Here is a 21,690-nt window from a genome sequence, read left to right on the forward strand (position 1 = left end):
GTATTGGCGTATCTGGCCGTAATGGTGGGTGGGACTGGGTTGTGGGAACAAGTTCGGGTCATTTTTTCTTCGAGGGAAAACATGCAACAATTCATTCAAGGATTCGGACCTTGGGCCCCTGTGGCTTTCTTTTTGATCCAGGTTGTACAAGTCGTGATTTCTCCGATCCCCGGAGGGATTACGGTCGTGGCGGGTGCGATTCTCTTCGGAACCGTGGCCGGTCTAGGGTTGAGCCTGGTTGGAGCCGTCATCGGTTCGGTGATTGTCTTTTATATGGGGCGCAAATGGGGACGCCCTCTCATCGCGAAAATAATCGGTAAAAAAATGTTTACGCGGTATATCGGGGTGCTTGACGGAAAGGGGATTTGGCTGTTTGTTATCTTTCTGCTGCCTTTTTTGCCGGATGATGCCGTTTGTGCCCTGGCGGGGATGTCGGCGCTTTCTTTCCGAAGGTTTCTACCGCTGGTGATCGTCGGCCGCTTCCCGAGTATGGCGATGACCGTCCTGGTAACCAATCATGTGATGGAACATTCCATTGGAGTATGGATTGTAGCCGGGGGAATCATCGTCGTTTTGTCGGGACTGGGGATATGGTACAGGGACCGCCTGGAATCCTGGGTGTTGCGCCGGGCGGGACAAAGGGAATAACAAGAGGGTTCCCCGACAGCGAATGAAGTGTCACGAGGCCGCGGAATCGGAGGACCGGATGATCTTGAACCGGTTCAACCAGTAACAAATTTTGTCCCCGCGCGGAAGAAGAAGCAGCTCCGACTCACCGATCGTGCGCGTCAGCAGGAGCGAGACGGAATAGATACATATTCCGAACAAGATCATGACCAAGCTGACGCCGGCGGATAACCAGCGGTCATCCGGACCCAAAGGAGCGTAGAGGTTGACCCCGTATAAAGCGGTAAGGAGTACCGCCGCCATGATCCCTGTACAGAGGGCGGGTTTGAGAAAAAGTTTTCGATACTGGATCTCGACCCCAGTGTAACGGGAGACGGAGGCGAGGTTGAGTAGACAGACCACGAGATAAGCCGCCACCATCGCCAAGGCGGAACCGGTAATCCCCATCTGCGGAATGAACAGGAGATTGGCTCCTACCTTCACTGCGGCACCGATGCTTAAATTTCTTACCGGTCGTTTGTTATGTCCGAGGCCTTGTAGGATCCCGGAACTAGTAACGGCTAAAGTGCTGAAAACGGTGGAGATCGCCAATTCGGTGATCACTAGGGAACTGGTATTTACAACCTGTGCGGACTCATTGTGATACATCATAATCGTGAGCGGTTTGGACAGAATCGCCAACCCGATGCTGGACGGAAGGCCGACGATGGCGGTCAGCAGCCAGGACTGAGCCGTTTTACGCCGAACCGCCCGGTGTTCTCCTTTTGTAACATGAGCGGTGATGGAGGGGATGAGGGCCAGGGTTAACGCCGATGAAAACGCGGCGATCAAATTGACGAAAGGGGCACCTCGTCCATAAATCCCGAACAGATCGATGCTGTGGTCCCTGGAATAACCCAGGGCGGCATGCAGCAGACGGGGGACTGTCACCGAGTCGAGCAGGTTGATCAGGGGCAGGACCAGGCTTCCCAAAGAGATCGGCAGAGCAAAGCGAATCACTCCCCGGGACAAGGCGAAAAAAGGTTCCTGCTCCGCGGCAGTGCGTCGCTCCGATGAAGAGAGCACATGGGCTTGTCGGTCTCTGCGGAGGAAAACGATCATGATGAAAAATCCGCCGGCCGCCCCGGTTACCGCTCCCGAAGTGGCGCCGGCGGCTATGGCGGCTGTATCGAAACCGAGATGAACCATCCAGTAAGTGACACCGACGACGGTCAGGACACGGAGCAATTGTTCCACCACTTGGGACAGTGCCGTAGGTCCCATTCGTTGGTACCCTTGGAAGTACCCCCGCAGGGTTGCCATCACCGGCACAATCAACAGGGCGAAGGCCAATACCTGGAGCGAAGCTTGTGTACGAGGGTAACCGAGAATGACCCGGGCGATCCATTCCGATCCTCCGTAAAGGATGAAAAAACCGATCCCGCCGCTGACGGATAAGATCAGAGAGGAAACCTGCATGACACGGCGGGCTCCGGCTGGATTCTCCGCTGACAGCCGTTCGGAGACAAACCGGGAGACGGTGATGGGAACACCGGCCGTAGCGAGCATAAGTAAGATGGAATACAGAGGAAAGGTCTGCCGGTAAATCCCCATCGCACTGTCTCCGGCGATGTTTTGAAGGGGAAGCCAAAACAGCGTTCCCAACCCTTTGGTAAGAAGGGCCGCACCACTGAGGATCAATGTCCCTTTGGCGACCCGACCTGTACGATTGGACACAGTAGCATCTTCTTTCTGAAAGGATGTTCCTTTCTAGTTTAGCAACCGGGACTTCCCTTTCATACAGTTGGAGAAAAAAGAATGAAAACCGGTGAAAACTGAAGCCTTAGGACGCTTTCCTGGGGAATCCCCTTGTAGCTGGCTCTTAAATCCATTAAAATGGGAACATGAAGGAAAAGCAAACAATTCAAAGCATGACGGGCTACGGCCAGGGTGAAAGTTCAATGGACGGAGTCCGCTTTGCTGTGGAGATACGGTCTGTCAACCATCGCTACCTGGAAGTGATGGTACGGTTGCCTTCCGGTTGGACCTCTTTGGAGGAGTCGGTGAAAAAAACGGTTCGTTCCCACTTTCGGCGGGGGCGAGTGGACGTATTCATTACGGTGGAAGGAGGAGGGAATACCCGGCGCCGAGCGGTGGTGGACCGTGAAGTGGCCGGTTCAATCGTACAGGCCGCTCAACAGCTGAAAAAAGAGTATCAGCTGGAGGGGTCGATCTCCATTGGCGATCTGTTGCGGTTGCCGGAGGTGCTCAAGGTGGAGGATCCGAAGTGGGATCCGGAAGAGATTCGCGACCCCCTCCTTCGGGCACTGGAGCAAGCTTGCTGTTCCCTGAAAAAGATGCGTTTGCGGGAAGGGGAAACCTTGGCAGCAGACCTTACGCGACGGGCGGAGAGTCTGAGCGGATACGTGGAGGCGATTCGGGAACGGGCGCCTCTCGTCGCGGAGACCCATCGGGAAAAGTTGCGTCAGCGCCTGGAAGAATTTCTCGAGCAAACGGAAGTAAACGAGGATCGGCTGTTGGCGGAGGCGGCGCTGTTTGCCGAGCGGGCGGATATTCAGGAAGAGCTGACAAGAATAGACAGCCATATCGGCCAGCTGCGGGAAGCGCTTCACCAAGATGAACCCGTAGGGCGACGGTTGGATTTTCTCCTTCAGGAAATGAACCGGGAGGTTAACACCATCGGATCCAAGGCGAACGATGCCACCATCACCAACCGAGTGGTCGATTGTAAAAGTGAACTGGAAAAAATGAGAGAACAAGTGCAAAATATCGAGTAAACAGGTTATAATGGTTGAAATGGAGGCTCAGCCAGCTAGTGCCCCATCGGGTAACCAAGTTGGGAGGGTGGTAGGCCGGCGCAGATCCTTTGCGTTTTTTTGCAAGAGATCGGAGACGGCCTGCCAGCCCGACCACCCCCAGCAAGGGATCAAATAAATCAAAGTTTCCTGAAGGGGAACTAGACACACGCGGAGCGAGGAGGGTACTCTCTTTGAGTATCAAATTAATTAACATCGGTTTCGGCAATATTGTTTCCGCAAACCGAATCGTTTCTATCGTCAGCCCGGATTCGGCTCCGATTAAGCGGATCATTCAGGAAGCGAGAGATCGCGGGGTCTTGATTGACGCCACCTATGGCAGGCGGACCCGTGCTGTCATCATGACGGACAGCGATCATGTCATTCTGTCCGCTGTACAACCGGAAACCGTGGCGCATCGTTTGGCCAGCAAGGATCAATCGGATGATGTGGAAGACTAGAAAGGGAGCGTTATGGGCATCGATTCGAAGGGAAAAGGTTTACTGATCGTTTTGTCCGGTCCTTCCGGAGCGGGAAAGGGGACGGTTTGTTCCGCACTCAGAAAACGGGTGTCCGAGACCGAACTGATCTATTCCGTCTCGGCGACCACCCGCCAACCCCGCCAAGGAGAAGTGGACGGTGTCAATTACTTTTTTAAAACCCGGGATGAGTTTGAAGGCATGATCGACCGGGGAGAGTTATTGGAATGGGCCCGGTACGTCGATAATTATTACGGGACTCCCCGCCGTTTCGTCGAGGAGCAATTGAATCAAGGCCGGGATGTGTTACTGGAAATCGAGGTACAGGGTGCCAAACAGGTGAAAGAGCGTTTTCCGGAAGGCGTGTTCATCTTTCTCCTTCCTCCTTCCCTTGACGAACTGAGATCTCGAATCCTGGAACGGGGGACGGAGACGGAGGAGACGGTGAAGGACCGGATGAACGTCGCTGTTGACGAGTTGGAGCAGGTCTATCATTATGACTATGTCGTGGTGAACGACCGCGTGGAATCTGCCTGCGGGCGCGTACGCTCCATCTTGACTGCGGAACACTGCAAAAGAGAACGGTTGTTTCACAATCAACCGGATTGGCTGGAGGGATTATAAATGCTTGATCCATCGATCGACCATCTGATGGCCAAGGCGGACAGCAAGTACACCTTGGTCATTTTGGCGGCGAAGCGTGCCCGACAACTGCTGGACGGAGCCGCTCCGAATACGGAGTCCCGTTCCAATAAATACGTCGGCGTCGCTCTGGAAGAAATCGCTCAAGATATATTGGTGCCGCCGGAATCCAACAGGGGTACGAAATAACAACCTGGCCGGGTTGTTATTTTTTATCGCGAAGGAGGAACACCATGGAGGGAAAACGGGTTGTGGTCGGGGTGGCGGGAGGCATCGCTGCTTTTAAGGTGGCGGGTTTCGTCAGTCAATTGGCCCAGCGCGGTGCGGATGTCCGGGTCATCATGACCCGTTCCGCCACCCAATTTGTCACCCCGCTCACTTTTCAGACATTGTCCCGCAACCATGTGGCCGTTGATACATTTGACGAAAAGGATCCGTCTGTGGTTTCCCATATCGATTTGGCCGACCATGCCGACTTGTTTGTGATCGCTCCCGCCACCGCCAATATTATCGCCAAAATGGCCCACGGGCTCGCAGACGATATGCTGACTACCACGCTTCTGGCAACACAGGCGCCGGTGATGGTGGCTCCGGCGATGAATGTCCATATGTATCAAAACCCGGTCGTTCAGGAAAACATGGATCGTTTGCGTCAGGCGGGGTACCGTTTGATCGAACCGGGTTCCGGCCAGTTGGCTTGTGGTTATGTCGGACAGGGAAGGATGGAGGAGCCGGAAAACCTGGCGGCGGCCGTGGAAGCATTTTTCCGGGAAACACCGGACCTTTCCGGAAAGCGATTTTTGGTAACAGCCGGTCCGACCCGGGAACCGATTGACCCGGTTCGGTATTTAAGCAACCGTTCTTCGGGTAAAATGGGATATGCCGTCGCCGAGGCCGCCGCATCCAAAGGGGCGGATGTTCTTCTGGTCAGCGGTCCCACCGAACTCTCCGCTCCTGCCGGCGTGCGCCGGGTGGAGGTGACAACGGCGGAACAGATGTACCAGACGGTAATCGGGGAGATGGATGAAGCGGATGTCATCGTTAAAACCGCGGCTGTGGCGGATTATCGTCCGGTAAACCCGGCGGAGTCCAAAATCAAGAAGAACGAAGAGAATATGGTGTTAGAACTGGAGAAGACGACGGATATCGCCGAAGTTATCGGCAAAAGGAAAAAGCATCAGTTTTTTGTCGGGTTTGCGGCTGAGACGGATCGGGTGGCCAAGTATGCGCAGGAGAAGCTTTCCCGAAAAAATATGGACCTGATTGTGGCTAACGATGTTTCCCGCCCCGGAGCCGGTTTTGACGGGGATACCAATATCGTCACCGTCTGGGATAAAGAGGGGGAAGCGCTCAGTCTTCCCCAAACTTCCAAGCGGGAAGTGGCCCGTCGGCTGGTTGCTCTGATCGGAGAGCGGTTGCATGGACACCGGTAAACGAATCGCCCGGGTCTATGTGGATGTTGCTGCTGAAGGAACGGATAAGCCCTTTGATTATCGGGTTCCGGAAGAGATGCGACCGGTGGTGGAAGTGGGCAGTCGGGTGAGGGTGCCCTTCGGAACGCGAAAACGGATGGGTTATGTGATCGAATTTGCTGAATCCTCATCCGCTCAAAGGCTTAAAGCCCTTTCCGAGGTGATGGATATCATCCCACCCTTAACGCCGGAACTGGTCGAACTGGCTCGATGGATCGCCGAGGTATACCTTTGTCCGGTGATTACGGCTCTGCACGCGATGGTTCCCGCGATGTTAAAAGGGAAATACCGCCGGATTCTCCGCTTGGATCCGGGCTTTCGGGAGGAGGGACTCCTTTCGGAAGGGGAAACCCGGTTGGTGAATCAGTTGCGAAAACAGGGAGAGCTGTCCCTGGAACAAGCCCTGCAACTTCCGGGGGTCAACCGCTCTCTGATCAAAGGACTGATCCTGGAAGGGCGCCTGATCAGCGAAGAGCGGGCCGGGGATCGTGTCACCCGAAAGCGGATTACTTGGATCCGCCCGGCTCTGGAAAGGGAGGAGCTGGCCCAAAAGGCGGAGAAGCTGGACGCCCGGGCTAAACGGCAAAAGGAAGTGCTTCGCCATTTTATCCATGAACCTGAAGAGGTGCCGCTCCCCGCGCTGTTATCCCGATTGGGAGCGGCGCGGTCCACGGTGAAGCGGCTGGTGGAAAAAGGATGTCTCCAGTGGGAGGAACGGGAGGAATACCGCGACCCTTTCGCCGACAAAACCTTTCAGCCGGCCTCGCCTCTCCCGTTGACTCCGGAGCAGGAGCAAGCGTTTCAATCGATCGTCACGCCTCTCCAAGCGGGCCGGTATCATCCGGTTCTGCTCCATGGCGTTACAGGGAGCGGTAAGACGGAGGTTTATCTCCAGGCGATTATGGAAGCGTTAAAAGCGGGAAAGCAAGCGATTGTTCTTGTTCCGGAAATCTCCCTCACACCGCAGATGGTGGAGCGGTTTAAAGGGCGGTTCGGCGACCGGGTGGCCGTGTTGCACTCTGGTCTTTCCGGCGGAGAGCGATATGACGAATGGCGCAAGATCCGCGCCGGCGGCGTCCAAGTGGCCGTCGGGGCACGATCCGCCATCTTTGCCCCATTCACCCGTTTGGGTCTGATCATCATCGATGAAGAACATGAAAGCTCCTATAAACAGGAGGAACAACCCAAGTATCATGCCCGAGAGGTGGCCCGGCAGCGGTGTATCCATCACGGAGCCGTATTGGTGATGGGATCGGCTACACCCGCGGTAGACAGTTATTTCCGGGCCCGTACCGGAGGATATGAATGGGTCACTCTGATGAACCGGGTGCACGGTCGCCCTTTTCCCCGGGTGGATGTCGTCGATATGAGACAGGAACTAAAAGAGGGGAACCGTTCCATCTTCAGCCTTCCACTGCGGGAGGCGCTGGCGGATTGTGCCGACCGAGGGGAACAGGCCGTCCTTTTTCTGAACCGGCGGGGGTTTTCCACCTTCGTTCTGTGCCGGGAATGCGGAGAGGCGGTGGGATGTCCCCACTGCGACATTTCACTCACCTACCATCGAAGCAACCGTACCCTGCGTTGCCATTATTGCGGCTATACCGAGGGTATGCCGGAGCATTGTCCGTCCTGTGGCAGCTCCCATATCCGCTATTTCGGGACCGGGACACAGCGGGTGGAGGAAGAATTGGCCCGAAGTCTTCCGGGTTTGCGGGTCATCCGGATGGATGTGGACACAACCCATCAAAAAGGGGCCCATGAACGGTTGCTGTCCGCTTTCGGAGCGGGAAAGGCGGATGTTTTGCTGGGCACGCAAATGATTGCCAAGGGTTTGGATTTTCCCGGGGTCACCTTGGTCGGCGTGATCGCAGCGGATACGACTCTCCACTTACCGGATTTCCGGGCGGCGGAACGTACGTTCCAGTTATTGACCCAGGTGAGCGGAAGGGCGGGACGCCATGAAAAATCAGGCCGGGTGGTGATCCAGACGTATTCCCCGGAGCACTACAGCATCCGGATGGCGGCGGATTATGACACAGAGACTTTTTACCGCCGGGAATGCAAACTGAGAAAAATTCACCGGTATCCGCCTTTCTGCGGGATGTTCACCCTGTTATTCAGTCATACGGACCGGGCGGCAGTGATGCGGGCCGGGATGAAAGCGGCGGAGCGGTTAAAACCTTTTCTTCCTGAAGGGGCGGAGCTTTTGGGTCCGGTACCTGCACCGATTCCCCGCATCAAGGATCGTTTTCGAATTCAATTGATGATCAAACACGATTTGCATATCGATGAATGGAACGGCCTGATCGAAGCGTTGCGCCATTTGCGAACCGGGTTGGGTGACCCGGAACTCCGGGTGAGCATCGATCGGGAGGGATTGTAGCCGGAGTAAAAAAAGGAGGTCGACTCTGTGGCGATTCGAAAAATTGTACTCGTTCCGGATCCGATTTTAAAAGAGAAGTCAAAAACCGTAACGAAGTTTAATGAACGGCTTCACAAACTGCTGGATGATATGGCGGAAACCATGTATGATGCTCCCGGAGTCGGATTGGCCGCTCCTCAAGTGGGCATCCTGAAACGGGCCATCGTCGTCGACGACGGAAACGGCCTCATTGAAGCCATCAATCCGGAGCTGTCGGAATTTGAGGGGGAGGAATTGGATCCGCCGGAGGGTTGTCTCAGTATCCCCGGTCTTCTCGGGAGTGTCCGCCGTTCGACAAAAGTCCGGTTAAAGGCGCAGGATCGGTACGGGGAACCCTTCGAACTGGAGGCGAGAGATTATTTGGCCCGGGTCCTTCAGCATGAGGTGGATCACTTAAACGGTGTCCTGTTTACGGATATTGCCGAACGCATCTTTGAACCGAAAGAGGAAGAGGAGGAGTAATCCATGGCTTCCAGAATTCTATTCATGGGTACTCCGGATTTTGCGGTTCCCTCTTTACAAGCGCTGGTGCGGGAGGGGTACGAGGTGACCGGTGTCGTCACCCAACCGGACCGGCCTCGGGGCCGTAAGCGAAAACCGGCCTCCCCTCCGGTCAAAAAAGCGGCTCTGGAACTGGGCCTGACGGTCTTTCAACCGGAGAAACTGAGGGATCCGGCGTCGGTAGCTAAGGTTCTCGATTCCCATCCGGATCTGATTGTTACTGCGGCTTATGGTCAGCTTCTCCCTCCGGAGGTGTTGCAGGCGCCGCCCTTTGGTTGCGTCAATGTACACGCCTCTCTGTTACCCAAGTATCGGGGGGGCGCTCCGATTCATCACGCCTTGATCGCCGGGGAAAAAGAGACCGGAGTGACGATCATGTATATGGTTCAGGCTTTGGATGCCGGGGATATCTTGACCCAGCGTTCTCTCCCCATTGAAGAGGATGACGATGTGGGCACTCTTCATGACAAACTCTCGCATTTGGGGGCGGACCTTCTCGTGAATATGTTGCCGGACCTGTTACAGGGGCGAATCAATCCGGTCCCGCAGGACCCCGAACAAGCCACCTACGCCCCGAATATCAAAAGGGAAGATGAAAAAATTGACTGGACTCATCCCGTGGAAGCCATTTACAACCAGGTGCGGGGACTGTCTCCCTGGCCGGTGGCTTTTACCACATGGAAAGAGAAGCCCTTGAAGATCTGGCGGGCGAAGGTTTCCGAGATCGACGCGAAGGATGCGGATCCCGGTACCGTCTTGCAGGCCGACAGCCAGGGAGTGGTCGTAGCCGCCTCCGACGGGGCATTGACTGTGACCGAGTTGCAGCCGGCGGGAAAAAAAGCGATGTCCGCAGAGGAATTTGTGCGGGGACGAAACTTGGTTCCGGGTGACCGGTTGGGGGATGGATAATGGAAAATCGGATGAACGCCCGTCATGTGGCGTTGGATATTTTGATCCAATGGGAGGAACGGGACGGTTACAGCAATCTGCTTTTGAATGAATCACTCAATCGCAGCAGGCTGGGCGCCCGGGATCGGGGGTTGGCCACGGAGCTGGTTTACGGCACGGTTCAACGGCGCAATACCCTGGACTGGATCCTGAACAGCCTGCTGAAGCAGGACCTTTCCACCTTAGACGTTTGGGTGGCCCAATTGCTCCGTCTCAGTGTTTACCAAATGAGATACCTGGACAAAATTCCTTCCCGGGCGGCCGTTCACGAAGCGGTGGACATCGCTAAACAGCGGGGACACAAGGGGGTGGCCGGCCTCGTCAACGGGGTACTCCGCTCCTATCTTCGCCGGAAGGAGGAATGGCGTTTGCCGGATCCTCCCAAAACCGTCCGGGAATGGGCTCTTGCCTATTCCCATCCCAAATGGATGGTGAGACGGTTTCAGGCCGTCTACGGGGAGGAAGAGGCCCGCCGGATCCTGGAGGCCGACAACCGCCCTCCGGAGATCTCCCTCCGAACCCAACCTTTGAAAAACGGACGGAAAGCCTTGATGGATGATTTACAAGGGGAATACCCCGAAGCCCAGATCCGTCCGTCGTTGTTATCAGAGCAGGGAATTGTTTTTCGGGGAGGAGGCAATCCCGCAGCCAGCCCCCTGTACCGAGAGGGTCGGTTTACGATCCAGGACGAAAGCTCCATGCTCGTATCCGAGCTGGTAGCCCCCCGCCCCGGTCAACGGGGAGCCGATCTTTGTGCGGCACCGGGGGGCAAGTCGACGCACCTCGCCGAACAGATGAGGGATCAAGGCGATCTGTTCGCCTATGATTTCCATCCCCACAAAGTGCGGCTGATCGAAGAAAATGCCGAGCGCTTGGGTTTGTCCTCGATTGAGGCGGAAGCGGAGGATGCCCGGAGACTTCCCGAAAAGTCGGGAAAGAGCTTTGACTTTGTACTGCTGGATGCTCCCTGTTCCGGATTAGGGGTGATCCGCCGCAAGCCGGATATCAAGTGGAGAAAAGAGCCTCGCGAGATCGATGAACTGGTTCGGTTGCAGAAGGAATTGCTGGAAGCGGCCGCTGAGTTGATCGTGGCAGGCGGAGTGCTGGTTTATAGTACATGTACCATGGAACCCCGGGAAAACGAGGAGCAGATCCGCGATTTTTTACGTACCCATCCCGACTTTTCCATCGACCCCTCCTTCGAGAATCGGCTGCCTGAAGCGGTTCGACAAAAAGGATGGCTCCGGAAAAACGGCGTTCAAATCCTCCCTCACCACTTTGGAAGCGACGGATTTTTTATCACCCGACTGATCAGGAATGAATGATTCCGCCAAAACGACCAAAAGAGAATACGCTAGCAGCGTTGTGAAAAAGCCCCTTTTAAGGTTAAGGGGGAATGGGGTTCTCGCACACAGAGTGCTTTGGCCCGTACCCCACCGAGATCCATCATGACGCTCCTAGAAATTTTTTGAGAGGATCAGAAATGTGGATCCTCCGGTGCAAGAAAATCCTCCGGAGATGGTGATACCCCATGGATGCGGATTTCATGATGCAGATCATCATTGCCAACCCTTGGTTTGCCTACTCCTTGGTCGGCTTCGGAGCGATCCTGGCAGCGATTATTCTGTGGCGGGCCAAAAACGGGGATGCGGTCTCCCTTTTCGGTCTGAATGTCCAGTCCAATTCCCAATTGAAAGTGTTGGAAAAGGACCTGGAAAAACTGAATGAAGACAGTAAACAAAAGTCCTATGTGATTACTTCCCTGAACAAGTTGGCGTCGGAAGTATCCCGGGTGATGACCGAACCGGAATCCCGCGCCGCCTTTGAAGATCAGAGAAGGCGCATTTATAATTACCTCCTATCCTGTGTTGTCGCTGTCATGGCGGGCAAAAAAGCGAACAACCCCAAGGTGTGCATTTTTGTCGATGCCGGTGACGGGACGCTGAAAGTGCATGAAGCGGCCGCTCACAGTCCCGACGGGATGCGAAAGCTCCGCCTGCCCATTTCCGATTCCGCCGCCGGTTACACGTTTCATACCGGAGAAGCTTTTTTCTCGGGAGAGATTCACACCCCCGGCAACCGGTTCAAGGTTCACCCCAAAGCGGAATCTACATACCATTCTCTGATTTGTGTCCCGATCAAGTCGGGTGATCGGGTCATCGGAGTTCTCAGCGTCACCGGGGATGAAACCCGTTCTTACACCTCCGATGAAAAAAATTATTTGACCGCCTTTGCCAGTGTTCTGTCCCCTTTGCTTTATATGGAACTCTATCGAAAAATTCCTGTCTAGTGCCGATGAACCGATCCTTCGCGGAGGATCGGTTTTTCCGTTTTTGTATGATTTTCCTTCCATGCGGAAATTGTAAGCATGTGGTGATGGCACATGCGTAAAAGTTATACCCGAAAGAGAGAACGCAGAAAAAAGGAGTACTTAAAAGACCGCTCGGAGCGGAAGCTGGATGAAAAAGTAGGCGGTCTGCGTGTCTATACGGAGCTGGAAAAAAATCTTCAATTTATCAGCCAATTGTTGGGTGATGCGACGGATCTGGTGTCACGGCGCTTTACGATCCAATATACACCGAATCGTCGAGCGGCCGTGGTTTATCTGGATGGAATGGTCGAGGTGGCTATCGTTGACGAGTTTGTGTTACATCCTTTGATGACCGAAGCGGAGAATATCCGAAGTAAAAGCGATATATGGAAAACCGTCCGTGAAAGTCTTGTGCAAACCGGGGAAATGGAAACAACCCGGGAACTGAAAACAATGGTGGATTCCCTTTTATCCGGGGATACACTCCTTTTTGTGGACGGGTGTTCCGAAGGGTTGGCGCTTGGAACGAAAGGGTGGGCCAGACGCGCAGTTAAGAGTCCCCGATCGGAAAATGTGGTGCGGGGTCCCCGGGAAGGGCTGACGGAAACCCTGCGGGTCAATACATCAATGATCCGCCGTCGCCTGAAGGATCCGGATCTGCGCTTGAAAGATTTTAAAAAGGGAAAGCGGACCAAGACCCATATCACCCTAATGTATATCGAGGGGGTTGCGGATGACGCCGTGGTCAAAGAGGCGAAACAGCGGATGAAACAGATCGAGATTGACGGCGTCTTGGAAACCGGTTATATCGAGGAGATGATCGAGGATAACACCTGGTCTCCCTTTCCGCAGATTCAGAACACTGAAAGGCCGGACACCGTCGTCAGCCATCTGCTGGAGGGCAAAGTGGCCATCCTCGTGGATGGCACCCCCCATGCTCTGATTATCCCGGCGATTTTTTCCCAGTTCTATTACAGCGCGGAGGATTACTACGAGCGGTACACGATCGCTTCCTTTTTGCGTGTCCTTCGCCTGGTCAGTCTGTTTATCGCCCTGCTCCTGCCTACCTTGTATATTGCCTTTATCTCCTTTCACGTGGAAATGATTCCATCGGATTTGGCCATCACTTTGGCGGCCGGAAGGGCGACCGTGCCCTTCCCCTCCATTGTGGAAGCCCTGGTGATGGAAGTCAGTGTGGAAATTTTGCGGGAGGCCAGTGTCCGATTGCCGGGGATGATCGGACCGACGATCGGGATTGTGGGGGCATTGGTGGTGGGTCAAGCGGCGGTGGAAGCCGGTTTGGTTAGTCCGCTCATGGTGATTGTCGTCGGGTTGACCACGATCAGTTCCTATGCGACCCCCAGTTACAGTGCCGCGATTTCCATCCGTCTTCTCCGCTTTCCGTTCATGATCGTTTCGGCTACTCTCGGTCTGTTCGGGGTGGTATTGGCTCTGTTGTTAATGTTGTTGCATTTGATTAAACTGCGCTCGTTCGGCGTTCCTTATCTGGCTCCCTTTACACCCTTGCACCTGTCGGATTTGAAGGATACCGTTTTGCGGATGCCCTGGCGCTGGATGAAAAAACGGCCGGTTATTTACCGGCCGGGGGATGATCGGCGTCAAAGAAAGGAAATGGACGGGACATGAGAACACGGGATCAGAATGGAAACCCAAGCGAAAAAAGAGATCAAAACGACCAGCCGATTTCCACATACCAGAGCCACGCTCTGCTTGTCAATACCCTGATCGGAGTCGGTATTCTCAGTTTTCAGCGAGGTCTTGCGGAAGAAGTCGGTTTCGACAGTCTTTGGGTGATTCTGATCGGCGGGGGGCTCGTATGGATCGAAGTATGGTTCCTGACCCGGATGATGGAAAAATTCCCCCGTCAGACGTTTGTCGAGGTGTTATGCCGACTTCTCGGGTCCAAGCGCATTCCGTGGCTGGGCAGGGTGTTGAGCCTCCCCTTTTTACTTTTGATTTCGGTTTACTGGGTCGTTGGTATTGGCTCTGTCAGCCGCACCTTTGGGGAAAATGTCATTACGGCCGTCTTGCCCCGAACGCCGATTGAAGTAACGATGTTACTAATGATTGCCACGGTTGCTGTCGTGGCCAGTAACCGGATTCAAACGATCGCCCGTTTTAACGAGTTTTTGCTCCCGATTCTCTATCTTCCGATCCCGCTTTTATTGGCGGCTCTGATCCAATGGGGGGAATGGGAGAACATACTGCCTTTGTTTCAAACGGGTTGGAAGGAGATTATGAGAGGAGCTTTTACCGCTTTTTTTTCCTATTCCGGATTTAGCGTCCTGTTCATCTATATGGCTTACTATCAACAGCCGTTTCGAGCGATCCGGTCCCATTCCACCGCGATCGGCTTTGTCACTCTCAGCTACTGGACGGTGATGATCTCGTCCCTATTCGTGTTCGGGGGATATGAGCTTCCTGATTTGGTATGGCCGACATTGGCTTTGATCAAAGCCGCGGAGATTCCGGGGATGTTCCTGGAACGATTGGAATCCGCGATTCTTTCGATCTGGGTGGTGGTGGTCTTTACAACGATGGTCAGCCTGTTTGCCGCCTGGGTGGATCTTGTGGTTTCCGTTCTCCGCTTGGACGAACATTGGCGCAAATGGGTGGCATGGGGCACTGTTCCCGTCCTTTATCTTGTGGCGAGCTGGCCGGGGAATTTGGATCAAGTGTTTACCTTGAATGACTGGCTTGGAAAGTTTGAAATGGCGAGTGTCCTTTTGATTCTGCTGATCCTATGGCTTCTGGGCTGGATCCGTGGAAATCGAGGGCGGAACCGAACCGCCGGCACGAAGAACAAGGATGGAAAAAACGGAGGGAAGTCCCATGCGCCGACATCTTCGTAGCCTGGGGCTGGTGCTCCTGTGTGCGATTCTTCTCACCGGATGTTGGGACGCCCGGGAGGTGGAAGAGCGCACTTCGGTAATCGCGATCGGGGTGGACAGGCACGCTGAAGGATACGAAGTGACGATTCAGGTTCCGATTCCGCTCAAAGTCGTCGGCGGCGGGGGCGGTGAGGGAGGCGAAAGCGGTCATCAAGCCGTTCAGACTTTCACCGGACGCGGATCGACACTCAGCCGGGCGATCGATCAGATTCAGGATAAAGTCAACCAAGAGCTGTTTTTTGGCCACACCCGACTGTTTCTGGTCGGGGAAGAGTTGGCGAAAGAGGGGATTGAAGAGTTGTTGGATTCCTCACGCCGCCAACCTCAAGCCAGGCGCCGCCAGTGGATGCTGGTGGTCAAAGGAAAGGCCAGGGATGCGATCGAGTCGGAACCGAAGATGGAACAGATTCCAATGCAATATTATATCAACATGATTGAAACCGGGGTTCGTTTGGGCCGATTCGCGGAAGAGGGATTGGGGGCGGTTTTTTCCGGCTTGGCTAACCCGGGTAAAAACCCGGTCCTCAATTATGTCGACCCCAAAAATAGAACCGTGCGGTGGGCGGGTTTGGGAGTGATGGCCAAGGATCGGGTGGTCGGCGTTTTAACCCGCAGAGAAGCCACCACTTTCCTGCAGATTCGGAGCAAAGAGTTGGGGGAGCCGTTGGGAGCCCCTTGTCCAGAGGGGGAAGGAAGACTTGTTTTTGAACCCAAGGAATTAACCCGTAAGATCCGAATTTACAGCAGGAATCATCGTCCGGAAATCCGGGTGACTGTTCAAGTGAAAGGGGGTATTATCGAAAAGACTTGTCATGAATTGGATTTAAGTAAACAGGAAACAATGGATCGAGTGACTCAAGCGGTTCAGGCAACCTATCAGCGGCGTGCCCGCCACCTGGTGAAAAAAGTGCAAAAAGAGTTGAAGGCCGACGGCTTTAACTTCGGCAATCATGTCCGGGCCTATCATCCCGATCTGTGGAAACGGATCGATTGGGACAAGGAGTTTCCCCGGATGAAGATTCATGTCAGTTACGATGTGGATATTTTACGGACCGGCCTTCGCTATAAATAAGGAAAGAAATCCTGCTTTCTCCCCTTTGCAAAAACGCGCGGAAAATGATTCCGACGCGTTTTTTTCGTCGGGAGCGGCGATCGGTCTGTTCCCTGTGAAATTCCTCGGAATTCTGCTGTTTTCGCACCTTTTCTTTCCGGCTTGAGACTGATATAATAAGGAAAGTTTTTAGGAATGATTTGACTTTATAGTTGGTGGGAGTATCAGATGAAACCTTTTGTGTACGACCGAACATACACCGAATGGAAAGAATGGATGAAAGAGGAGGGCGAACCCCTGTTTCGGGCCGATCAGTTGATGGATTGGCTGTATAAAAAGCGGGTGAACTCCTTTGAGGAGATGACCAACCTGTCCCGCCGTCTGAGGGAGCGTCTCTCCGACGCTTTTCATCTGCATGCCCTGGAAACCATTACGGCACAGGAGTCCGCCGACGGTACGGTGAAGTTCCTGTTCCAGCTTCACGACGGGCATGCCATCGAAACGGTGATCATGCGGCACAACTATGGGAACAGCGTCTGCGTCACCACCCAGGTGGGATGCCGTATCGGTTGTACGTTTTGCGCCTCCACTCTGGGTGGATTAAAGCGTAACTTGTCTGCAGGTGAAGTGGTCGCCCAGGTGGTTGCCGCACAAAAATACCTGGACAGGGAAGGAGAGCGTGTCGACTCCGTCGTGATTATGGGTATCGGAGAGCCCTTTGAAAATTACGATGCGACGGTACGGTTCATGAGGGTGATGAATGACAAACGCGGTCTCTGGATTGGTCAGCGCCATATCACGGTGTCCACCAGCGGCATCGTTCCTGCGATCTATCGCTTTGCCGATGAAGGGCTCCAAGCGGTTTTGGCCATTTCCCTCCATGCTCCCAATCAGGAGCTGAGGAGGAAACTGATGCCGATCAGCCGCCGGTACCCCCTTTCTGATCTGTTGGAGGCTTGTCATTATTATACCGAGAAGACCGGCAGGCGGATCACCTACGAATACGCTCTGATCGGCGGAAAAAACGACCAGCAGTCGCATGCCCACGAACTGGGGCAGCTCCTTCAGGGGAGCGGTGCATTGGTCAACCTGATTCCGGTCAACTACGTACCCGAGCGGAATTACATCCGGACTCCGCGCAACCGGATTTTCAACTTTCAGCGCATCGTTGAGTCCTACAAGGTCAAGGCGACGATCCGCCGGGAGCACGGCAGCGACATCGATGCCGCCTGCGGTCAGTTGCGGGCGAAGCATCTCGATGCTGAACGACGAACATCATGAATGGAACATAACGGGGATAAAAATGTCAGGCGTCTCGCATTCCAGGCACATGGATGCGACGACCCTTATCTAACGCTGTTTCCTCCTCCCCATAATGCGAAAGTTTGACGTGAAAAGGGAAAGGGGTAACCGGAATGGAGCAAGCTTGGCATACCCATAAAGGCCGGGTGCGTGACTACAACGAAGACAGCGTGGGCCTCTTTCAATCGAAATACGGGGTTCCCATCGCTGTTGTCGCCGATGGGATGGGAGGCCACCAAGCCGGTGATGTGGCCAGCCAATCGGCGGTCCAAGTGATCAAGAGAGAGCTTCAGGGTCTCACCCCCTCGATGGGTACCAAAGAACGGCGGAAACAGTCGTTGCATGCTGTCACTGCGGCTAACCGCGATGTTTACCGTATGGCCGCCCGACACAAGGGATACAAAGGGATGGGAACCACGGTGATCAGCGCCGTGCTCGGCCGTGAGGAGATTGTTCTCGCCCATATCGGGGACAGCCGGGCCTATCTCTTGCATGATAACGGCCTGTATCAACTGACGGAAGATCATTCCCTGGTCAACATCTTACGTAAACACGGGGAAATCACTGAGGAAGAAGCCGAGGTGCATCCTCAGCGAAATGTGATCGTACGGGCCGTCGGGACCAACGAAGAGGTGGAGGCCGACTTGGTCGTTACTCCCTGGTATGAAGGGGACATTCTGCTCCTCTGCTCGGATGGGCTGTACAATATGGTCGGAGTGGACGTCATTGGAACGATCCTGACCACACCGGGCATCGACCTCCACGAACAAGCGGACCGACTGCTCCAACGGGCATTGGACGCAGGGGGGACGGATAACATTTCTATCGTTCTGGTGAAGCATACAGGATCGAATCACATCTAAATATGCAGACAGAGAGAGCGAGGTGAGATGTCAGTGGAAGGGAGAAAGCTGGGCGACCGCTATGAAGTTATCAGCCGTGTCGGCGGCGGCGGTATGGCGGTCGTTTATAAAGCGCGGGACGTTCTTTTAAACCGTTATGTGGCGATCAAGGTATTGAATGAGTCCTTGAGCAACGATTCGGAGTTCGTCCGCCGGTTCAGCAGGGAAGCCCAAGCCGCCGCCAGTCTGTCCCATCCCAGTGTGGTCAGTGTTTACGATGTAGGTCAGGAAAACCACACCCACTACATCGTCATGGAATATATCGAAGGGCCGACATTGAAGGAGTATATTCAGCAATACAGTCCGTTGACATCGGAGGAGATCGTATCCATTGCGTCTCAGATCTGTGATGCGTTGGCCCACGCCCATGAAAACCAGATCGTCCACCGGGATATCAAGCCTCACAATATCCTGTTGGGTTATAACGGACGGGCCAAAGTGACGGACTTCGGAATCGCCCGGGCGACAAGCTCATCCACGATCACCCAGGCGGGGTCGGTAATGGGTTCCGTCCATTATTTTTCCCCGGAACAGGCCCGAGGCGGGCTGATCGGCGAAAAGTCGGATATCTATTCCCTGGGTGTCGTTTTGTACGAAATGGTGACGGGGGAGCTTCCCTTTGACGGGGACTCTGCCATCAGTGTCGCCATGAAACACTTGCAGGAGCCGGTGATCGATCCGGAGAAGCTGAACCCGGATGTTCCGCAGAGTATTCATCATATCATTCTGAAGGCTTTGGAAAAGGATCCGGACCAGCGCTTCGAATCGGCACGGGCTATGAAACACGAACTGGATGCGGTGTTCCATTATGACCGCATGGAAGAACCTCCGCTGCGGACCCATCGGGACGGGGACTTGGATAAGACGATCCCAGCGATGAAAGGTCTCGGTCATGCCGCGACGGAAGAGTCGAAGAAGAGCCCCTCCAAAGTGGGGGATCAGACCTTGGCCAACCTGGAACGTCTGCGCCAGGTTCCTGCGGACAAAGATCAGACGATGCTGGGACGTACCGTCGTCTGGTTGGAAAATGTTCAGGCCAACATGCCTTGGTGGCAGAAGCTTCTTTTCGGTCTGTTCACCTTTTTTGTGATTATCGCCCTGGCCGTCTTCGCCTTTGATGCTGTGATGGGCTGGATGGGTCAGGATACCGCGGAAGTGCCTGATGTGGTCGGAAAGTCCCGGGCTGAGGCAGTAGAAGTGCTTAAGGATAAAGGAATCTCCGTCGGGGATGTCAATGAAGAGCCCAGCAGTGAAAAGAAAGGAACCGTGATCGAACAGAGCGAGCAGGAAGGAGCGGAACTGGGAGAAGGAGAAAGTATTGATCTCACGGTCAGCACTGGTTCAGAGAAAGCTGGAGAGCATGAGCAAGAACAAAAAGAAATGGTGGAAGTAAAGGATTATATAGGAGAATGGGAGTCGAACATCCAAGGAGCCGGTTACGAGATCGAAATCATCTACTGGCCCCACAGTTCTAAAACAGGCAAAGCTTTCGCCTCCGATCCGGCTCCCGGGGAAAAAGTGGAAAAGGGTGGGACGGTTCGGGTCTGGATTAGTAATCCTACAGAAGGGAAAAAGAAGATTCCACCGCCGAACCAATAAACCGAACAATTGATTACCCGCCTGTGGATGGAACATAATGAGAACGAGGTGAATGCCTCGTTCCCTTTTCGTTTCAGGCAAAGGGAACGGAACAAGGAGGGACGCTATGCCCGAAGGCAGAATTATACGCGCTGTAAGCGGATTCTTCTATGTGCGGACCGATGAGGGGGACGTACAGTGCCGCGCCCGCGGCGTGTTTAAAAAGAAAAAACAATCTCCGATGGTCGGGGATTGGGTCGGTTTTGAACCGACGGTTCCCGGAGAAGGGATTGTGACGGAGATCCGGCCCCGGGAAACGGAGCTGCTCCGGCCGCCGATCGCCAATGTGGAACAAGCGGTGGTCGTCTGTTCTTTCAAGGAACCGGATTTTCGACAGGAGCTGTTGGACCGATTTCTGGTTCATATTGAGCACGAAGGGCTTGACGCGTTGATCAGTTTGACCAAACGGGATCTGGTTGATGACGAATCCGTGATCGATCGGATTCGTACCGCTTACGTCAGAGCGGGATACCGCGTCATTGTCACCAGTGTACATACCGGGGAGGGAGTGGAGGAATTACAGAGGGAACTGTCCGGGAAGTTGTCCGTCTTCGCCGGTCAGTCCGGAGTTGGGAAATCGTCCCTTCTAAATGCGATTCTTCCGTCCCTCCGGTTGACCACGGGAGAAGTGAGCCGAAAATTGAAACGGGGACGTCACACCACCCGCCATGTGGAGATTCTGGAGTTGGGGAAAGGGGGACAAGTCGCAGACACGCCGGGCTTTAACCAGCTCAACTTCCCGATGATGGAACCGACGGATCTTTCGGCCTGTTTTCCGGAGATGCGTAGCCGGGCGCCCGAGTGCCGGTTTCGGGGATGTCTTCATCAAAACGAGCCTGACTGCCGAGTGAGGACGGCGGTGGAGCACGGTGAGATCGACGCCGCCCGCTACAGGAACTATCTTCAGTTTTTGCAAGAAATCAGCGATCAAAGGAGGTACTGATCCATGGTGAAAATTGCACCCTCGATTTTGTCCTCGGACTTTTCCCGGTTGGATCGGGAAGTCGTCGAGGCGGAGAGAGGAGGGGCCGACTGGATTCATGTCGATGTGATGGATGGCCGCTTTGTTCCCAATATTACAATCGGCCCCCGGATCGTGGAATCGATCCGTCCGCATACAACGTTGCCCCTGGACGTTCATCTGATGATTGAGGAGCCGGACCGCTATATCCCGGCTTTCGCCAAAAGCGGTGCCGACTGGATTTCCGTTCATCAGGAGGCTTGTCCCCACTTGCACCGTACCGTTCACCTGATTAAAGAGCAGGGGGCGAGAGCCGGGGTCGTTCTCAATCCGGCCACTCCGGCATCGGTGCTGGAACCGATTCTGCCGGATCTGGACTTGGTTCTCTTGATGACGGTCAATCCTGGGTTCGGCGGACAGGAGTTTATCCCTGGAGTACTGGATAAAATCCGGGAGGTGCGGGAAAGGGCCGACAACCGGAATCCGGATCTGGAAATCGAAGTAGATGGGGGGATCAACCCGGAAACAGCCGCCCAAACCGCTTCCTGGGGAGCGACTGTGTTGGTGGCGGGGTCGGCGGTGTTCGGAAAGGAAGATCGCCGGGAAGCGATCCAGGCGATTCGGAAGGGAGCGGAGGCCGGCCGGCGCGCCTCCCGTTAACTTCATTTTCAGGGTCCCATCGGTCTATACTTGGTTGTCCGGTTCGGGCGGGTTCTTCGTGGGATCG

The 21,690-nt window shown here is 54.6% G+C and carries 20 protein-coding genes; 19 read left to right on the forward strand and 1 reads right to left on the reverse strand.

Annotation, left to right across the window (positions count from 1 at the left end):
- Positions 1-648: TVP38/TMEM64 family protein (locus CHM34_RS16040; protein ID WP_094265627.1), on the forward strand; the 648-nt coding region annotated here is incomplete at its 5' end.
- Positions 649-678: 30 nt separating this feature from the next.
- On the opposite strand, the gene CHM34_RS16045 is transcribed toward CHM34_RS16040, so the two are convergent.
- The gene (locus CHM34_RS16045; protein ID WP_094265628.1) at positions 679-2,343 is read right to left on the reverse strand and encodes a putative polysaccharide biosynthesis protein; all 1,665 of its coding nucleotides are present in this window, start codon (positions 2,341-2,343) and stop codon (positions 679-681) included.
- A 194-nt stretch (positions 2,344-2,537) separates the two neighbouring features.
- Between CHM34_RS16045 and CHM34_RS16050 the strand changes: the two genes are divergently transcribed.
- The 18 genes from CHM34_RS16050 (at position 2,538) to rpe (ending at position 21,623) form a co-directional block, all read left to right on the forward strand.
- Complete coding sequence (locus CHM34_RS16050) at positions 2,538-3,404, forward strand: YicC/YloC family endoribonuclease (protein WP_276207717.1); 867 nt, start codon at positions 2,538-2,540, stop codon at positions 3,402-3,404.
- A gap of 212 nt (positions 3,405-3,616) precedes the next feature.
- Positions 3,617-3,883 (forward strand): extracellular matrix/biofilm regulator RemA, encoded by a 267-nt coding sequence (gene remA, locus CHM34_RS16055; protein WP_094265630.1) that lies wholly within the window; start codon positions 3,617-3,619, stop codon positions 3,881-3,883.
- A gap of 12 nt (positions 3,884-3,895) precedes the next feature.
- The gene (gene gmk / locus CHM34_RS16060) at positions 3,896-4,525 is read left to right on the forward strand and encodes a guanylate kinase (protein ID WP_094265631.1); all 630 of its coding nucleotides are present in this window, start codon (positions 3,896-3,898) and stop codon (positions 4,523-4,525) included.
- Positions 4,526-4,732: a DNA-directed RNA polymerase subunit omega gene (gene rpoZ, locus CHM34_RS16065; RefSeq protein ID WP_094265632.1), complete on the forward strand. Its 207-nt coding sequence runs from the start codon at positions 4,526-4,528 to the stop codon at positions 4,730-4,732.
- A gap of 44 nt (positions 4,733-4,776) precedes the next feature.
- Positions 4,777-5,976, forward strand: a complete 1,200-nt coding sequence (coaBC, locus tag CHM34_RS16070; RefSeq protein WP_094265633.1) for a bifunctional phosphopantothenoylcysteine decarboxylase/phosphopantothenate--cysteine ligase CoaBC — start codon at positions 4,777-4,779, stop codon at positions 5,974-5,976.
- Positions 5,963-8,398, forward strand: coding sequence for a primosomal protein N' (gene priA, locus CHM34_RS16075; protein WP_094265634.1), 2,436 nt, complete (start codon positions 5,963-5,965; stop codon positions 8,396-8,398). The genes coaBC and priA overlap by 14 nt, the downstream gene beginning before the upstream one ends.
- A gap of 27 nt (positions 8,399-8,425) precedes the next feature.
- Positions 8,426-8,899, forward strand: coding sequence for a peptide deformylase (gene def, locus CHM34_RS16080; RefSeq protein WP_094265635.1), 474 nt, complete (start codon positions 8,426-8,428; stop codon positions 8,897-8,899).
- 3 nt (positions 8,900-8,902) lie between these two features.
- The gene (gene fmt / locus CHM34_RS16085) at positions 8,903-9,847 is read left to right on the forward strand and encodes a methionyl-tRNA formyltransferase (RefSeq protein WP_094265636.1); all 945 of its coding nucleotides are present in this window, start codon (positions 8,903-8,905) and stop codon (positions 9,845-9,847) included.
- On the forward strand, positions 9,847-11,211 hold the full coding sequence (gene rsmB, locus CHM34_RS16090) for a 16S rRNA (cytosine(967)-C(5))-methyltransferase RsmB (protein ID WP_094265637.1): 1,365 nt from the start codon (positions 9,847-9,849) through the stop codon (positions 11,209-11,211). The genes fmt and rsmB overlap by 1 nt, the downstream gene beginning before the upstream one ends.
- A 221-nt stretch (positions 11,212-11,432) precedes the next feature.
- Positions 11,433-12,176 (forward strand): GAF domain-containing protein, encoded by a 744-nt coding sequence (locus tag CHM34_RS16095; protein ID WP_169713784.1) that lies wholly within the window; start codon positions 11,433-11,435, stop codon positions 12,174-12,176.
- 93 nt (positions 12,177-12,269) lie between these two features.
- Positions 12,270-13,844, forward strand: a complete 1,575-nt coding sequence (locus tag CHM34_RS16100; protein ID WP_094265639.1) for a spore germination protein — start codon at positions 12,270-12,272, stop codon at positions 13,842-13,844.
- Positions 13,841-15,070 carry a GerAB/ArcD/ProY family transporter gene (locus tag CHM34_RS16105; RefSeq protein WP_094265640.1) on the forward strand — a complete coding sequence of 410 codons (1,230 nt, stop codon included), beginning with the start codon at positions 13,841-13,843 and terminating at the stop codon, positions 15,068-15,070. Before CHM34_RS16100 ends, CHM34_RS16105 begins: the two co-directional genes overlap by 4 nt.
- Positions 15,051-16,181, forward strand: coding sequence for a Ger(x)C family spore germination protein (locus CHM34_RS16110; protein WP_169713785.1), 1,131 nt, complete (start codon positions 15,051-15,053; stop codon positions 16,179-16,181). The genes CHM34_RS16105 and CHM34_RS16110 overlap by 20 nt, the downstream gene beginning before the upstream one ends.
- Before the next feature lie 207 nt (positions 16,182-16,388).
- Positions 16,389-17,441: a dual-specificity RNA methyltransferase RlmN gene (rlmN, locus tag CHM34_RS16115; RefSeq protein ID WP_094265642.1), complete on the forward strand. Its 1,053-nt coding sequence runs from the start codon at positions 16,389-16,391 to the stop codon at positions 17,439-17,441.
- 134 nt (positions 17,442-17,575) lie between these two features.
- The gene (locus CHM34_RS16120) at positions 17,576-18,325 is read left to right on the forward strand and encodes a Stp1/IreP family PP2C-type Ser/Thr phosphatase (RefSeq protein ID WP_094265643.1); all 750 of its coding nucleotides are present in this window, start codon (positions 17,576-17,578) and stop codon (positions 18,323-18,325) included.
- Positions 18,326-18,358: 33 nt separating this feature from the next.
- The gene (pknB, locus tag CHM34_RS16125) at positions 18,359-19,963 is read left to right on the forward strand and encodes a Stk1 family PASTA domain-containing Ser/Thr kinase (protein WP_169713786.1); all 1,605 of its coding nucleotides are present in this window, start codon (positions 18,359-18,361) and stop codon (positions 19,961-19,963) included.
- Between the two features lie 106 nt (positions 19,964-20,069).
- Positions 20,070-20,945 (forward strand): ribosome small subunit-dependent GTPase A, encoded by an 876-nt coding sequence (gene rsgA, locus CHM34_RS16130; protein WP_094265645.1) that lies wholly within the window; start codon positions 20,070-20,072, stop codon positions 20,943-20,945.
- A gap of 3 nt (positions 20,946-20,948) precedes the next feature.
- Positions 20,949-21,623: a ribulose-phosphate 3-epimerase gene (gene rpe, locus CHM34_RS16135; protein ID WP_094265646.1), complete on the forward strand. Its 675-nt coding sequence runs from the start codon at positions 20,949-20,951 to the stop codon at positions 21,621-21,623.
- Positions 21,624-21,690 lie beyond the last annotated feature (67 nt).

Origin of the sequence: Paludifilum halophilum, from assembly GCF_002245355.1 — a bacterium.
Taxonomy (GTDB): Bacteria; Bacillota; Bacilli; order Thermoactinomycetales; family DSM-45169; genus Paludifilum; species Paludifilum halophilum.

Coding starts and splice junctions, on each gene's coding strand:
- CHM34_RS16050 (WP_276207717.1), top strand. CDS start 2,538: ATGACGGGCTACGGCCAGGGTGAAAGTTCAATGGACGGAGTCCGCTTT.
- gmk (WP_094265631.1), top strand. CDS start 3,896: ATGGGCATCGATTCGAAGGGAAAAGGTTTACTGATCGTTTTGTCCGGT.
- rpoZ (WP_094265632.1), top strand. CDS start 4,526: ATGCTTGATCCATCGATCGACCATCTGATGGCCAAGGCGGACAGCAAG.
- coaBC (WP_094265633.1), top strand. CDS start 4,777: ATGGAGGGAAAACGGGTTGTGGTCGGGGTGGCGGGAGGCATCGCTGCT.
- priA (WP_094265634.1), top strand. CDS start 5,963: ATGGACACCGGTAAACGAATCGCCCGGGTCTATGTGGATGTTGCTGCT.
- fmt (WP_094265636.1), top strand. CDS start 8,903: ATGGCTTCCAGAATTCTATTCATGGGTACTCCGGATTTTGCGGTTCCC.
- rsmB (WP_094265637.1), top strand. CDS start 9,847: ATGGAAAATCGGATGAACGCCCGTCATGTGGCGTTGGATATTTTGATC.
- CHM34_RS16095 (WP_169713784.1), top strand. CDS start 11,433: ATGATGCAGATCATCATTGCCAACCCTTGGTTTGCCTACTCCTTGGTC.
- CHM34_RS16100 (WP_094265639.1), top strand. CDS start 12,270: ATGCGTAAAAGTTATACCCGAAAGAGAGAACGCAGAAAAAAGGAGTAC.
- CHM34_RS16105 (WP_094265640.1), top strand. CDS start 13,841: ATGAGAACACGGGATCAGAATGGAAACCCAAGCGAAAAAAGAGATCAA.
- CHM34_RS16110 (WP_169713785.1), top strand. CDS start 15,051: ATGCGCCGACATCTTCGTAGCCTGGGGCTGGTGCTCCTGTGTGCGATT.
- rlmN (WP_094265642.1), top strand. CDS start 16,389: ATGAAACCTTTTGTGTACGACCGAACATACACCGAATGGAAAGAATGG.
- CHM34_RS16120 (WP_094265643.1), top strand. CDS start 17,576: ATGGAGCAAGCTTGGCATACCCATAAAGGCCGGGTGCGTGACTACAAC.
- rsgA (WP_094265645.1), top strand. CDS start 20,070: ATGCCCGAAGGCAGAATTATACGCGCTGTAAGCGGATTCTTCTATGTG.
- rpe (WP_094265646.1), top strand. CDS start 20,949: ATGGTGAAAATTGCACCCTCGATTTTGTCCTCGGACTTTTCCCGGTTG.